This window comes from Cognaticolwellia beringensis (genome assembly GCF_002076895.1).
In the GTDB taxonomy this organism is placed as follows: domain Bacteria; phylum Pseudomonadota; class Gammaproteobacteria; order Enterobacterales; family Alteromonadaceae; genus Cognaticolwellia; species Cognaticolwellia beringensis.
On the sequence record NZ_CP020465.1, the window covers coordinates 3,088,958 to 3,103,617 of the forward strand.

Consider the following 14,660-nt stretch of genomic DNA (forward strand, 5'->3'; position numbering starts at 1 on the left):
ACCTAATGGCGATTACTCTTTAATAGTCAGACAAGCTAACCTATTTAAAAGTTTCATGATAAAATCACTGCAATGTTTTAGATAGATACCGAGTTTTCAAAAAGTGCCTTCCCAAAAATTATTAGCTCCAATTTTAAGCTTTCTTAAATGTGAAACGCCTAATGCTTGGATTGATGAAGCTAAAAAACCAGAGAATTTACCCATTATATTAAGAGACCACCTTGCTTGTGAATTAAAAGCAGGGCAGACCGCAATGCACCTTATGCGTAAATATGCTGTTGATAAGAAAAGCGGACAAATATTAGCTGATTGGTTTAAGCCTTATGAAGGCTATTTATATCGTCAAGAAGGGGATTTACAATCTCTAGCTAATCAAGACGTATTATCAAAATCAGTTTTCCCTAAAAGTAACTCTGAGTATGGACAAGATTTGATTGATAAAATGGTGCTGTTAATCAAAGAAGAGTTACATCACTTTTATCAAGTGTTAGAAATAATGGCAGGCCGTAATATTGCCTTTGAAAACACATCAGCTGGTCGTTACGCAAAAGGTATGATGACGCATGTTACAACACATGAGCCAGATACCTTAATTGATAAGCTAATTTGTGGTGCGTATATTGAAGCTAGATCATGCGAACGCTTTGCAAAGCTAGCGCCTCATTTAGATGATGATTTAAATAAATTTTACACCTCGTTATTAAGATCTGAAGCTAGACATTATCAAGACTACTTAGCCTTAGCAGAGCAAATTGCAGGTAAAGATATTAGTGATCGTATTGCTCATTTTGGTAAGGTTGAAGCGGACTTGATTTCAACGCCAGATACAGACTTTAAATTTCACAGTGGTTCACCGATAAAACAATAATTTTTTACAATCAAAAATGATTATGTTTTATTAACATTATTTTAAAATTTGGTGGATTTTGTAAATAATGAACACTATTTTGTACAGAGTAACCAAAGACCTAGCAATAACAATAGGTAATTCATTATCTTTAAAAAGCGTTGTTTATCTAAATGTTGATTAATTTTAACGCCGAGCCAATTTCCGATGAGCGCTAAAGGCACAAACATTAATGCCTTGAGTACCACATCAAAGGTTAATAGTCCTAAAGACACCACGCCGATTAATTTAATGATGTTCATGATGGCAAAAAAAGCGGCTGCGGTTGCAACAAATTTAGTTTGTGCTAAACCTATGGCGGTAAAGTAGATGATTAAGGGCGGGCCGCCGGCGTGTACTAATGTGCTAGTGATGCCTGACGTTGCTGACATAACATACGCGCCAAAACGATTATTAACGAAGCTCAGTTGCAGTTTTTTAAAGCCAATGTTTTTAACGGCAAAAGCAATACAAATAAAGGCGATAAAATAACGTAAGTGACCAGCGTTAACAAAGTCCATCAGTAAATTAGCGCAGACAATACCGATAATGGCACCGGGTATTAATTTTGCCAATAACGCTTTGTCCCATTTTTTCCAAAAACTTTTTACGCTCATCATATCTGCGATAATTAGCAAGGGCAGCATCAGAGTTATTGCTTCAATAGCGCTGAATTTGAGCATTAAAAGGGGCACGGCGAATACGCCAAGTGCCCCAGCAAAAGCAGATTTGGAAATACCAATGAGTAAAACCACAAAGGCGATAAGTAATACTGCTGATATTTCCATGTCCATATTTAATGATACCCCTGCTTTTATTGTATGCTAAGACGCTAGATCGACCTGGCTCTGTACTGATTTAAGTCATCGGTAAATCAAACCATAGCGCTTCAATGCCTGAGTCAGCTTTTATTTCTAGTGTTTGCTCAGGCTCAACAGCAAAGCCATCACCCGCTGTAAATTGTTCGCCGTCAGCGTTTAATTGGCCTTTAATTATATGCAAATACCCGATACGCTGCTCAGTGTTCAAGGTAATGTCTTCGCCTTTTTTCAACACTAAACGCGACAAGCTCGCATCTTGGTTGATTGACAACGCGCCGTTATCACCATTGGGGTTAACTAATGACGTTAATTGACCTTGTTGGCGAATAGTCTTTTGCTCATAACTTGGTTTAATACCTGTTACATTAGGTTGTATCCAAATTTGCAAAAACTTTACTTTATCTTCTTTTGAAGCATTAAACTCAGAGTGCATTACACCACGACCAGCACTCATACGCTGCACGTCACCGGCAGGCACTTTATAGCTGTTTCCGGTACTATCTTCGTGTTGAAGAGCACCTTCGATAACATAGGAAATAATTTCCATATCACGGTGGCCATGTTCACCAAAGCCTTGACCCGGCATAACCATATCATCGTTGATTACCCGTAATACCGAAACGCCCATATGATTTTTATCGTAATAATTGCCAAACGAAAAACTATGTTTGCTATCTAACCAGCCAAAATTTGCTTTGCCTCGTTCTGCTGACTTTCTAATATATTTCATAGATAAATTCCTTCAATTGATTTTCTTGAAGTGATCATACCGTTCTTATCGATAGGTTAAAATTAGCATTATTAGTACATGTTATTCGTATTTTAAGAACGGTTATGAAGTATTTATGGCTAGGTGTTTATGGCTAAGTGTTTTGCAAGTGCAGGCATTGTAACCTCATCTCTGCGATAAAACTGCTAGCAGCAGGACCTAGTGAGTCACCATCTTTAAATGTGAGGTAAAGTTGGGTAGAGCGCTGTCTATTTTCATTTAACTTTAAGGGGATGAGTTCCTTATCGTTTAGTTGCTGTTCAATTAAGTTAACCGGTAACCAAGCAAAACCTAATCCTTTGCAAATCATGTCAATTGAACTTTGTAAATGGCTGACCGTCCAGCGCTGATTTGCTTCTAGCCAGCCTTCACTGGCTTTTTTGTCTTTATGTAAATGCGCTGAATCTCGCACCACTATCTGTCGATAAGACTTCAGATCTTCTAAGCTGAGCTTGCGCTTAAGTTTATGTAAAGGATGAGTTGGGCTAGCCACCGCGTTAAAGGTGATGTAACACAAACTTTCACTAAAGCCGGTACCTAGCGAAATAGGTGATATAGCAATTTCAACAGCATCTTGGCTTAGTAACTCACTCGCGCCGCTGAGTATGGTTTCAATTAATTCAATTTGCAGCAAAGGGTATTGCACGGAAACCTTTTCAAGCACTTGGTACAACACCGTACGGGGAAATATTTCATCAACCGCAATTTTTAGCGTAGTCTCGATACCTTGGCTTAACGTTTGACCAATAGCTTCAATTTTTTTCGCTTCTTGAAGTAAGTAATTTGCCCGTTGAAGCATTAATTGACCGGCCTCAGTTAATACGGTTTTACGTCCTTCAATTTTAAATAGTTTTACCCCTAGCGAGTTTTCTATTTTACTGACAGCATTATGAATACTTGATTGGCTTTTATGTACACCTTGCGATGCTTGATTAAAACCACCAAATTCGACAACAGCATGGAACATACGCCATTGCTCTAAGGATATTCTTAGCATTTATTTACTCGCATTATTGAGTTTTTCCGACGTTGTCGCATTACTTTCTACAACACTTGCTTCGTCACTTTCTGTAATGTCATCACAAGGTGTACCGTCACTTTTTCGACAGGTATTTAATTTCTCTTGCTCATTTCTATCGTTACTCAATACTTGTTTTAAATCTTCGATACGTTGTTTTACGGCGATACCATAACTATGATCATCACCCCATAAATCTGCTAACGCGGTTAATGACTCATTATCATGTTTGGCAAATATTTCACCTGCTCGTTTAGCGTCTGCCGGTTCATTACCCAATAAGGTAAGGGCTTCAACACCTAAGTTAAGCGCAGAATCAAAGGTTTCACGCTTAAATGTCTCAATGCCAAGGTGCATTAATTGATAAGCATGGCGGCGGTCGATAGCACGAGCGGCAATTTTTAGTTGAGGGTAATGCTTTTTAGCCATGGTCGCTATTTCAAGCACTTTGTCGGCATCATCAATGGCAATAACGAGTAATTGTGCTTCGCTAGCACCAGAAGCGGTTAGCAAGTCTATACGGGCAGCGTCGCCATAAAATACTTTATTACCAAAGCGCCTTAGCAATTCAATTTGGCTTGGACTGTGGTCAAGAATCGATAAGTGATATCCCTGCGCGGTTAATAAGCGGCCAATAACTTGACCAAAACGGCCATAGCCAGCAATGATGACATTCTTAGTGGCTTCTATTTGTTCAGGCTTGTCGAACGCTTGTTGTGTATTGTCTTCGCGGTTAATGACTTTTTCATAAAACATCAATAGCAAAGGGGCCATTAGCATTGATATGGCAACAACTAAAGTGGTTAACTTGGTTTGTTCAACACTGAGAATTTGTAATGTACTGGTTAGCGATAACAAGACAAAGGCAAATTCGCCCCCTTGCGCTAACGCTAAGGTAAACAGTAACTTTTGTTTGCTTTTAATGTTAAAAGCGTAAGCAAGGATATATAACACGAAAGCTTTAATCACAATAAGTCCGATGACAAAGAGCATGACATTGCTAAATTGTTCGATTAATAACGGAAAATCAATAGATGCACCTACCGTGATAAAAAACAGTCCAAGTAATAAACCTTTAAAGGGTTCAATATCGACTTCTAACTCATGTCTAAATTCGCTTTCGGCTAAAACCACACCCGCTAAAAATGTCCCTAAAGCCGGAGATAAACCAATTTTTTGCATGATGACCGCAATAACAATCACTAAAAACAAAGCGAACAGGGTGAATAGCTCGCGCAAACGTGTTTCCGCGATATAGCGAAACAGTGGGGTTGCAATGTATTTGCCAGAAAATATTATCGCGGCAATGGTCGCTAGTGATATTAATACTTGTGCGAATACCGGTAGGTGTTCAATTAAATTACCATGATTTGAGGCAACATGGGATATTTCGCTAAAGGCCAGTAATGGCAATAGTGCTAAAATTGGAATAACGGCAATATCTTGAAATAACAGTACAGAGAAGGCGTTTTGACCGGCTTCTTGTTTGATCCAACCTTTCTCAGTCAACGTTTGCAAAACAATAGCAGTTGAAGACAGTGCTAGCATCAACCCTATGGCTAGTGAGGTTTCCCAGCGCAAGTTTAAGATGAAATAACAAACAGCAAAGAATAACGCTGTAGTGAGTAAAACTTGTAATCCACCTAAGCCAATAATGGAATGTCTTAACTTCCATAATCGTGAGGGCTGTAACTCTAAGCCCACTAAAAATAGCATCATGACTACACCAAACTCTGCAAAGTGCATAACATCGGTTTGGTCGCCTACAAGCCCGAAAGCAAAGGGACCAATGATGATGCCGGCAATGAGGTAGCCAAGCACGGAGCCCAAGCCTAAACGCTTGGCAATGGGCACCGCTACTATGGCTGCGGCTAAATAAATGACTGCCATTTCTAACATAGATTTCTCTTTTTTATTATTTTAATAAACAACTGCATATAAGTATTTTGTTCACGTTGTAATACCATTTTATATAAGGAAGTGGTTACTTCTTTATATAAAATGGTATTAGCTAGATGAGCATAAAATGTACGTTAATTTCATGCTCATCTATAGACTTTTATTTTTCATTTTACCGCTGAAGTATATCGTTTTATTTTATATTACGACATTTTACTTGTTAGCAAGGGGCTGCTAACAAGTACAGTGACACGGGCTTATAACGGAATAAACTCTTTATCATCACCAGGAATAGTGGGGAATCTACCGTTTTTCCAATCGTCTTTGGCTTGTTCCATTCTTTCTTTAGTATAAGCGACAAAATTCCAGTGTAAGTAAGGAACTTTTTGAAATTTTTCACCACCGAGCATGATAAATCGTCCGCCTTCGATCATGGTTATGTCATGATCATTTTCGTCTAAAAAAACAAACTCACTTGTCCCATAAGTTTCACCCTTTATTTCAATTTTGCCACTGATAACGAATATTGCCGTTTCTTGTGTTGGGTGCGGCTTAGTTATGGTGCTTTCTGCTCCGGCCACTACGTCAATATAAAACATCGGTGAATAACTTTTTACCGGTGAGCTTAACCCGTATGCATCACCGACAATAAGCCTCATCATGACATCTTTATAAGTCGAGTGTGGTAAGTCTTGTTTTTTAACGTGAATAAAGGCCGGTTCAATTTCAACTTTATCTTCCGGTAATGCTATCCAGCATTGTAAGCCGCTAATAGCATGTGGGTTAGCTCTTACTTCAAAAGACTCACGCTCTGAGTGCGTAATACCTTTACCTGCGGTCATCCAATTAACATCACCTGGGCTTATTTCAAGGTTATTACCCAGTGAATCGCGATGTAAAATATTCCCGGCAAATAAGTAAGTTAAAGTTGATAGACCAATATGCGGATGCGGTCTAACATTAATCCCTTTTCCTGCTGGAAAATCATTAGGACCCATTTGGTCAAAGAAAATAAATGGACCTACCATACGTTTCTCTTGATGAGGTAAAACGCGTTTTACATGTAAACCACCGAGGTCGTGTTCGATTGATGTTAGCACTTTTGCCATGTTGAACTCACTTTTAGTAAATGATTAACGGTTGAACTCCTGACGATTGTTAATACGAACCGCCACTAGTTCTCATATATTATCTGTTAATAAACTTAACATTCTTTTTAAGGTAACAATATTATTAAAAAGTTAACGATGCATTCTTTTAAAGTGGATGAGTATTTAGCTTAATCGAAAAAGCTATTTCTACAAACATTCTATTTAATAGAATGTTTTGTGCGTAAATTAGTAATTTTGTTCTGCTCATTTTTAATCAATACTGTGCTCATCAAATTTACAGCTAGTGTTAATTATTAAGACTAGACCAAGTTAAGATTAATAAAAGAGAAGAGGTTAGCTATGAACAACATTTTATTCATTAAGTCGTCATTAAATGGTGAGCAGGGTAATTCAACTAAATTAGCGCAAGAGTTAGTGACTAATTTGTCAGCTACTTCGGAGGTCAAGGTTGTTGACCGAGATCTAGCCAAACAAGCGCTAGCTCATTTAACTCAGGAAGAAATGGCGGCGTGGATGGCACAAGAAAGCGAGCGAACTGAGCAACAAGCATTGCTTGCTAGCGTTTCTGATAGCTTGATAACAGAATTAACAAAAGCAGATACGCTAGTCGTTGCTATGCCTATGTACAACTTTGGCGTGCCATCAACCTTTAAAGCTTGGGTAGATAGAGTAGCGCGAGCAGGTGTAACCTTTCGTTACACTGAAAATGGCCCTGTGGGTTTATTAAAAAACAAAAGAGTTATTGTGGTTGCAGCGCGCGGTGGTATGCATGCAGGCACAACAAGTGATTCGCAAACGCAATACTTAACCAGTTTCTTTAACTTTATTGGTATTGATAACATTGATTTTATTTACGCTGAAGGCCTAAACATGCCTGGAGGCGATGAAAGATTTGCCGCCGCACAATCAGTGATAAAAAGCGTTAGCCTGTAAAAATACAGCTGTAACAAATTAAGCAATATTTAACATCATTAACAAGAGTAAGGAATTTAAAATGAAAGCATTATTAGCAAAACTAACCCGTTCAAACGCAGGTTACTCGGCATTAGCACTTCGTCTGCCTATTGGGATTATTTTTATGGCCCATGGTGCACAAAAACTGTTTGGCTGGTTTGGTGGCTACGGTCTTGAAGGTACGGGCGGTTGGATGGAGTCAATTGGTTTGGCACCTGGTTTTATAATGGCGTTATTAGCGGGTAGTGCAGAGTTTTTTGGTGGTTTATTTATTCTGTTAGGTTTATTAACACGCCCAGCAGCCATTGCACTTTCGTTAACTATGGTTGTAGCGATTTTCTCGGTGCATTTTGCTAATGGTTTATTTATGTCAAATAACGGTTATGAGTTTGGTTTAGCCTTGCTAGCAGCGAGTGTTTCATTAGCATTTTCTGGCTCAGGTAAGTTGGCATTGGATAATGTGCTAGCGAAAAAGTTAAGTTAAGCATCATATTCTGCAAAATATACTTCAACCCAGTTTATTTTTAATCTAGGTTGATGGAATACCTTTAAAAGACTAAAGTTTACGCCATATTGTTTGGTTGAAACTTTAGTCTTTCTTCGTTTAAAATTACTAATTAAAGCCAGTAAAAAAGTGATATTAAGTGCTAGCGTGATTAATAGTCCGCAATTGCTGAGATTTTCGGGTGTAGCTCCTGCTGCGGAATTAGCCGAGCATAATATTGATTTGGTGTATGATTTAGCGAGGGCAGTGAAAACTTGCAAAACCATCATGATGCTATTTTACATTACTTATGTAAGCTGGCGGCTGATTAACCACAATACTTTCGATGTTAGCCCGTGACTTTGATAGACGATTGCAGGATTTTACGTAACTTTACTGCGCTCTGAAGCGCGCCATTATCAAGATGACTTAACCCTGTCCTAAGAAATAGCGGGTCTAGATCAAAGTGATAAAGTTGATAACCGTATTGCTTTTTTTACTGAGCTAGAAGCTCAATTAATTATCAGCCCATATAATAACTTCAAATTTCATAATGGTTCACCCACACTGTAAATTTAATGGCAGTTCTACTCGATAAATATAACCTAATTATGCTTTAATTCAGTATGCTGAAAAATAATCATTAGCTATATCAAATGAATTAAGTAAATGCGCTAAAGCTCACCATTGCAATTGACAGCAATGGCCAGTTTTAGAAGGTTTAGGGACTATTAGAAAAACCGGTAATATTTAAGTGGTATTATTTTTTATACTAATTGTTTCATCTGGGTATTTAGCTTTTAACATAACTCAATTAAATTTCAGTGCTTTTATGGGCTATTTATTTATACATTAATAAAGGAATAATTGATGCGTTCTTCGATTGCATTGCTTGGAGCAGTTGTATTTTTGTCTGCTTGCCAACCTAATAGTTCAACACAAACAACCGTCCAAGAATCACCAGCGATAGCAGTGTCTAAAACCGTTACACAAAGCCAGCTTAGTGAGACAAAGCGCTTAAATGAATGGTTTGCGATTAAATATGAAGCGCAGTTGCAAAATAGCCCTATGATGTTAACTATGTTAGGGCGTAAAGATAAATACGACCAAATTGACGACATGACTGAGTCATATCAGCAAGAACAATTAGCATGGCAAGCCGCAAGTGTTGATGAGTTAACGGCTAATTTTGATTACAGTAAATTAACATCAGAAGCAAAAATGTCGTACGATATTTGGCTTTATTTATACCAACAAGCCAAAACAGCGGCTAAGTTTAATAAACATCGTTATATTTTTGATCAATTTGATGGTGCTCAAGCAAGTGTTGCCCAGTTTTTAATTAATTTTCATCGCGTTGATGAGTTAAGTGATATGCAGGCATATATAACTCGTATTGCTGGTATTAGTACTGCGATTACTCAGTTACTAGAAAGAGCTAAAGTAAATGCAGCTGCCGGTACAAGACCACCAAAGTTTGCCTATGAAGGTGTTATTGAACAATCAAATAACCTTATTTCAGGTATACCATTTTCAAACGCAGAAGATGCAAGCGACTCGCCACTGTGGATGGACATTGAACGGAAAATTCGTGGCTTAGTTGATACAGATGAAATTTCCGTAGATCAAGCACAGGCATTAAAATTTGCGGCTAAAAAGCAGCTGCTTGAGGTTTTTTTACCAAGTTATCAAGCGCTGATAGCTTGGTTTGAGAGTGATATTGTTAATACGGTCAGCAATCCTACCGGCGTTTCTTCACAAAAAAATGGTCAGGCGTTTTACAGTCAAATGATTGAAGCATCAACAACCACTGAATTAACGGCTGAAGAAATTCATAATATTGGCATTAAAGAAGTTGAGCGTATTACCAACGAGATGATCACAATTAAAGAACGTGTAGGTTTTAAAGGTGACTTATCGGCATTTTTTGACTTTATTAAAACCGATGAACAGTTCTTTTATTCAAATACCAATATAGGACGACAAGGCTATATTACTGATACTGAAATTTATTTAGATTTTATTAATAAGCAGCTACCAAACTACTTTGGTATATTGCCTCAAGCGGGGTTAGTTGTTAAACGTGTTGAAGCCTTTAGAGAGCAAGATGGTGCAGCACAGCATTATGCGCCTGGTACACCTGACGGCAGTCGTCCCGGGGTTTATTACGCACATTTATCTGACATGTTATCGATGCCAAAGAATGAAATGGAAGGGGTTGCTTACCATGAGGGAAACCCTGGCCATCATATGCAAATTTCTATTGCTCAAGAGCTTACTTCAATCCCACAATTTAGAACGCAAACAAGCTTTATCGCCTATGTTGAGGGCTGGGGCTTATATGCTGAATTATTAGCAAAAGAAATGGGGGGCTATCAAGATGATTATTCTGATTTTGGCCGACTAGTAAACGAAATATGGCGCGCGGTTCGCTTGGTCGTTGATACCGGTCTACATGCAAAAGGCTGGACTGAAGAGCAAGCTGTTACATACTTTAAAGAAAAAACCCCGGTTGCTGAAGACGCTATTATCTCTGAAATCCGTCGATACTTAGTATTACCTGGGCAAGCAACCGCTTATAAAATAGGTATGTTAAAAATGCAAGAATTACGTGCAAGTGCGGAACAAAAATTAGGAGATCGTTTCGACATTCGTGGTTTCCACGATACTGTGTTGGGAGGAGGCGCAATGCCATTAGCACTATTAGAGCGAAGAGTGAATGACTGGATAAAAAGCCAAATGACAAAATAACGATTGGATTTGGTGTACTATTTGTTGTGAAATTGGTGTAAATGCCTAAACGATAGTTCAGGTTAAATTACTTTATATTGTAATACGCTGAGAATGAGACATGTTAATACACTATTTTTACTCAAATGGACTATCCAGTAAATCCATAGAATCAGGCGTCACCTTCAGCCATGCACCTTGTTCGTACCAGTCACCTAGTACTATGCGTTGCGCTTGTTGATTATTTGCTTTTACGTCATGTACTGCGGGTCGATGAGTATGCCCATGAATCAAAAGTTGACTTTGGTATTGCTCTAAGCAATGCACGACTTCACTATCAGTGACATCCATAATATCTTGCGACTTCATTGCTGTTGCTGTCGAACTTTGCTCGCGATAATTGTTGGCAATCTTCCGTCGAACAAATAAGGGTAAACTTTTTATAAGAGCTTGCCACCACCAACTTCGTGATTTTTTACGAAAAGCTTGATAGCCAACATCTCGTGTACAAAGGGTATCGCCATGCATAATAACAACAGGCATGCCATATAAGTCTATTAGCGTTACTTCAGGTAGTAACTCCATACCTGATTGCTTGGCAAAGCGTTTGCCCAATAAAAAGTCGCGATTGCCGTGTATAAAGTAAATTTTACAGCCAAGCACCGATAGGGCTTTAATCGCCTGAGAAATTTCTAAAAGGAAGGGGCTGTTATCGTCGTCGCCTATCCAATACTCGAATAAATCGCCTAAAATATACAATGTTTGTGCTTTTGGGGCGTCGTTTTTCAAGAAAGTTAAAAAACAGGCCGTGATGTCGGGCCTGTTTTGTGCGAGATGTAAATCAGCAATAAAATAAGTTAATGCTGATTTATTATTCACATGAGAGGTTTCACTCATATCATTGACGTCGGTAATCAATAATTACGCTACGATTGTTTCTTCAATGATTATTTCTTCTTTTGGCACATCATCGTGAAAACCATTGCGACCCGTATCAACAAGCGTCATTTTATCGACAATGTCCATACCTTCAACCACTTTAGCAAACACACAGTAACCCCAGCCTTGCACATCTTCACTTTTAAAATTAAGGAAGTCGTTATCGGCTAAATTAATAAAAAATTGTGCTGAAGCTGAATGTGGCTCTTGCGTACGCGCCATTGCTAAAGTACCACGAGCGTTAGCTAAACCATTGTTTGCTTCGTTTTTGATTGATTCACGGCTGTCTTTTTCGTCCATGCCTGATGCGAAACCACCGCCTTGCGCCATAAAACCTTTAATTACACGGTGAAAAATCGTGCCGTTATAAAAGCCGTCTTCAGCGTATTGTTGGAAGTTTTTTGCAGTAACAGGTGCGTTATCAAAATCTAATTCAATTTTAATTTCGCCTAGGGTCGTTTTAAATGTGATCATTGTTTTTTACTCATAAAGCTAAAGGAAATGTAATTAGGTAAATTGTAACTTAATAAAAAAAAGATTTCTCGGCAAAATTTATTCTAAAAATAATCAGTAAATATTACAGCAAATGCAGCCAAGCTAATGATCCATTGTAATACTTGGGGTACAATTGCGTAAATCTCCGTGTGGGGATAGTCGAATTTAATCAAGTATTGATATTACATAGGAAAAAGCGCCGTTATGTTGCAGATTTATAATACCTTAAGCAGGAAAAAAGAAGTTTTTAAACCGATCACTTCCAACAAGGTAGGTTTATATGTTTGCGGTATTACTATTTATGATCGCTGTCATATCGGTCACGCCAGAACCTATGTTGCCTTCGATATTATTGCGCGTTACTTTAAATACTTAGGCTACGACCTAACCCATGTACGTAATATTACCGACGTAGACGATAAAATTATCAAACGTGCGAATGAAAATGGTGAAAGCTGTGAAGATTTAACTTTACGCATGACCGCGCAAATGTATCAAGATTTTGATGATCTTAATATAATGCGTCCAGATATCGCACCTACAGTTACTGGTCACATGGATGAGATTATTGCTTTAGTTGAACGTCTTATTGAACGCAAACACGCTTATGTTGCCAGTAATGGTGATGTAATGTTTGAAGTCAGTACCTATAAAGATTACGGTAAATTAAGTTTACAAAATTTAGATATGCTGCAGTCGGGTTCACGAGTTGACGTTGATGAAGCGAAACGTAGCCCATTAGATTTTGTGTTGTGGAAAATGGCGAAACCTGATGAGCCAAGTTGGGGGTCACCATGGGGGAAAGGTCGTCCGGGTTGGCATATTGAATGTTCTGCTATGAATTTAAAACATTTGGGTGAACATTTTGATATTCATGGCGGCGGCTCTGATTTACAGTTCCCACACCATGAAAATGAAATCGCTCAATCTTGTTGTGCACATGATACACCTTATGTTAACTACTGGATGCATGGTGGTATGGTGCAAATCAACAAAGAAAAGATGTCAAAATCTTTAAATAACTTTTTTACTTTACGCAGTGTGCTTGATGAATATGACGCAGAAAGCGTGCGTTTCTTTTTGACCTCTAGCCATTACCGCAGCCAATTAAATTATTCACAAGATAACTTAACCCAAGCTCGTGCCAGTTTAGAACGCATCTATACCGCGTTGCGTGATGTCACCCCGATGAAGGTGGAGTTAAAAGGCAACGAATACGTACAGCGCTTTGAAAAAGCTATGGATGATGACTTTAACTGTCCTGAAGCTATGCCTGTGTTATTTGAATTGGCGAAAGAGATCAATCGCATCAAAGCAACAGATATAGTAGAAGCTTCAAAACTTGCATTCATTTTAGTCTCGCTTGGTGAAGTTTTAGGTGTTGCACAAAATTCACCTGAAGATTTTTTTCAAGGTGGCGGTGAAAATAGTGATGAAGTCGCAGAAATTGAAGCCTTGATCAAACAGCGTAAAGATGCCCGAGCTAATAAAGATTGGGCAATGGCTGATGATGCCCGCGATAAGTTGGCTGCGCTTAATATTATCCTAGAAGATAGTGCTGGCGGCACAACGTGGCGTAAGGCTTAATTCGTTTAAGATACAACTCTTAATAAAAAAGCCTGCGAATGCAGGCTTTTATGTTTTGGCTTTATGAAACTATGATGTATGTATTCATAGAATGACTATTTACTATGAAATTCTTCACAGGCGATAAGCGTGTTTTCTATTAAGCTAGCTACAGTCATTGGGCCAACGCCACCTGGAACCGGTGTGATATGAGCCGCGCTGTCTTTTGCCTTAGCAAAGCCAACGTCACCGACTAATTTTCCGTTATCTAAACGATTAATACCTACATCGATAACAATTGCGCCTTTTTTAATCCATTCACCGGGAATAAACTCAGGTTTACCCACAGCAACGACTAATAGGTCGGCATTTCTAATTTTTGTTTCTAAATCTTTGGTGAATCTATGCGTTGTAGTAACGGTACAACCCGCGAGCAATAATTCAAGAGTCATCGGGCGGCCAACGATATTTGATGCACCTACTATTACAGCTTCTAAGCCATGAGGATCAACTCCCGTTGATGCAATCAAGGTCATTATCCCTTTTGGTGTACAAGGGCGAAGGCCTGGTTGGCGTAAAGCTAGCTTACCGACATTGTTAGGGTGAAAGCCGTCAACATCTTTTAAGGGATTAATATGCTCGATAATTAAATTTGCGTCTAAACCCACAGGTAATGGTAACTGAACGAGAATGCCATCAATTTCATTATCGTTATTTAACTCATCGATTAAATTAAAAAGTTCATCTTGTGTCGTCGTCGGAGGTAGGTCATAAGAGCGTGATACAAAGCCAACTTCTTCACAGGCTTTTCTTTTACTTCCAACATAAACTTGCGATGCGGGATCTGAACCAACTAGAATTACGGCCAACCCGGGTGCACGTAAGCCATTTTTTATGCGTTGTTGAACTTTATCTTTAACAGAATGGCGTAATTGTTGGGCGATCAACTTACCGTCAATAAGAGCTGCAGTCATATTTCTTCACAAA

Annotated in this window: 13 protein-coding genes; 5 read left to right on the forward strand and 8 right to left on the reverse strand. The window is 38.6% G+C overall.

Annotation, left to right across the window (positions count from 1 at the left end; genetic code table 11):
• Window positions 1-103 precede the first annotated feature (103 nt).
• Window positions 104-868 carry a tRNA isopentenyl-2-thiomethyl-A-37 hydroxylase MiaE gene (gene miaE / locus B5D82_RS13085; RefSeq protein ID WP_081152120.1) on the forward strand — a complete coding sequence of 255 codons (765 nt, stop codon included), beginning with the start codon at window positions 104-106 and terminating at the stop codon, window positions 866-868.
• Window positions 869-942: 74 nt separating this feature from the next.
• Here the strand turns inward: miaE and B5D82_RS13090 are convergent, their stop codons facing one another.
• The 5 genes from B5D82_RS13090 to B5D82_RS13110 form a co-directional block, all read right to left on the reverse strand.
• Entirely contained in the window at window positions 943-1,680 is a 738-nt protein-coding gene (locus B5D82_RS13090; protein ID WP_245807474.1) for a sulfite exporter TauE/SafE family protein, read from the reverse strand.
• A 64-nt stretch (window positions 1,681-1,744) separates the two neighbouring features.
• Window positions 1,745-2,437, reverse strand: a complete 693-nt coding sequence (locus tag B5D82_RS13095; protein WP_081152121.1) for a pirin family protein — start codon at window positions 2,435-2,437, stop codon at window positions 1,745-1,747.
• Window positions 2,438-2,570: 133 nt separating this feature from the next.
• On the reverse strand, window positions 2,571-3,473 hold the full coding sequence (locus B5D82_RS13100) for a LysR family transcriptional regulator (RefSeq protein ID WP_081152123.1): 903 nt from the start codon (window positions 3,471-3,473) through the stop codon (window positions 2,571-2,573).
• Window positions 3,474-5,393, reverse strand: coding sequence for a monovalent cation:proton antiporter-2 (CPA2) family protein (locus B5D82_RS13105; RefSeq protein WP_081152124.1), 1,920 nt, complete (start codon window positions 5,391-5,393; stop codon window positions 3,474-3,476).
• A gap of 257 nt (window positions 5,394-5,650) precedes the next feature.
• Window positions 5,651-6,502, reverse strand: a complete 852-nt coding sequence (locus B5D82_RS13110) for a pirin family protein (protein WP_081152126.1) — start codon at window positions 6,500-6,502, stop codon at window positions 5,651-5,653.
• A gap of 342 nt (window positions 6,503-6,844) precedes the next feature.
• Between B5D82_RS13110 and B5D82_RS13115 the strand changes: the two genes are divergently transcribed.
• The 3 genes from B5D82_RS13115 (at window position 6,845) to B5D82_RS13130 (ending at window position 10,694) form a co-directional block, all read left to right on the forward strand.
• Entirely contained in the window at window positions 6,845-7,438 is a 594-nt protein-coding gene (locus B5D82_RS13115) for an FMN-dependent NADH-azoreductase (protein ID WP_081152127.1), read from the forward strand.
• A gap of 61 nt (window positions 7,439-7,499) precedes the next feature.
• Window positions 7,500-7,943: a DoxX family protein gene (locus B5D82_RS13120; protein ID WP_081152129.1), complete on the forward strand. Its 444-nt coding sequence runs from the start codon at window positions 7,500-7,502 to the stop codon at window positions 7,941-7,943.
• An 870-nt stretch (window positions 7,944-8,813) separates the two neighbouring features.
• Window positions 8,814-10,694 carry a DUF885 domain-containing protein gene (locus tag B5D82_RS13130; RefSeq protein WP_081152132.1) on the forward strand — a complete coding sequence of 627 codons (1,881 nt, stop codon included), beginning with the start codon at window positions 8,814-8,816 and terminating at the stop codon, window positions 10,692-10,694.
• A gap of 117 nt (window positions 10,695-10,811) precedes the next feature.
• Here the strand turns inward: B5D82_RS13130 and B5D82_RS13135 are convergent, their stop codons facing one another.
• The gene (locus tag B5D82_RS13135) at window positions 10,812-11,570 is read right to left on the reverse strand and encodes a UDP-2,3-diacylglucosamine diphosphatase (RefSeq protein WP_081154500.1); all 759 of its coding nucleotides are present in this window, start codon (window positions 11,568-11,570) and stop codon (window positions 10,812-10,814) included.
• Between the two features lie 24 nt (window positions 11,571-11,594).
• Window positions 11,595-12,086, reverse strand: coding sequence for a peptidylprolyl isomerase (locus tag B5D82_RS13140; RefSeq protein WP_081152133.1), 492 nt, complete (start codon window positions 12,084-12,086; stop codon window positions 11,595-11,597).
• 225 nt (window positions 12,087-12,311) lie between these two features.
• Here B5D82_RS13140 and cysS point away from each other — a divergent pair, with 225 nt between their 5' ends.
• Window positions 12,312-13,694, forward strand: a complete 1,383-nt coding sequence (gene cysS / locus B5D82_RS13145) for a cysteine--tRNA ligase (RefSeq protein WP_081152135.1) — start codon at window positions 12,312-12,314, stop codon at window positions 13,692-13,694.
• 95 nt (window positions 13,695-13,789) lie between these two features.
• Here the strand turns inward: cysS and folD are convergent, their stop codons facing one another.
• The gene (folD, locus tag B5D82_RS13150; protein ID WP_081152136.1) at window positions 13,790-14,647 is read right to left on the reverse strand and encodes a bifunctional methylenetetrahydrofolate dehydrogenase/methenyltetrahydrofolate cyclohydrolase FolD; all 858 of its coding nucleotides are present in this window, start codon (window positions 14,645-14,647) and stop codon (window positions 13,790-13,792) included.
• Window positions 14,648-14,660: the final 13 nt, after the last annotated feature.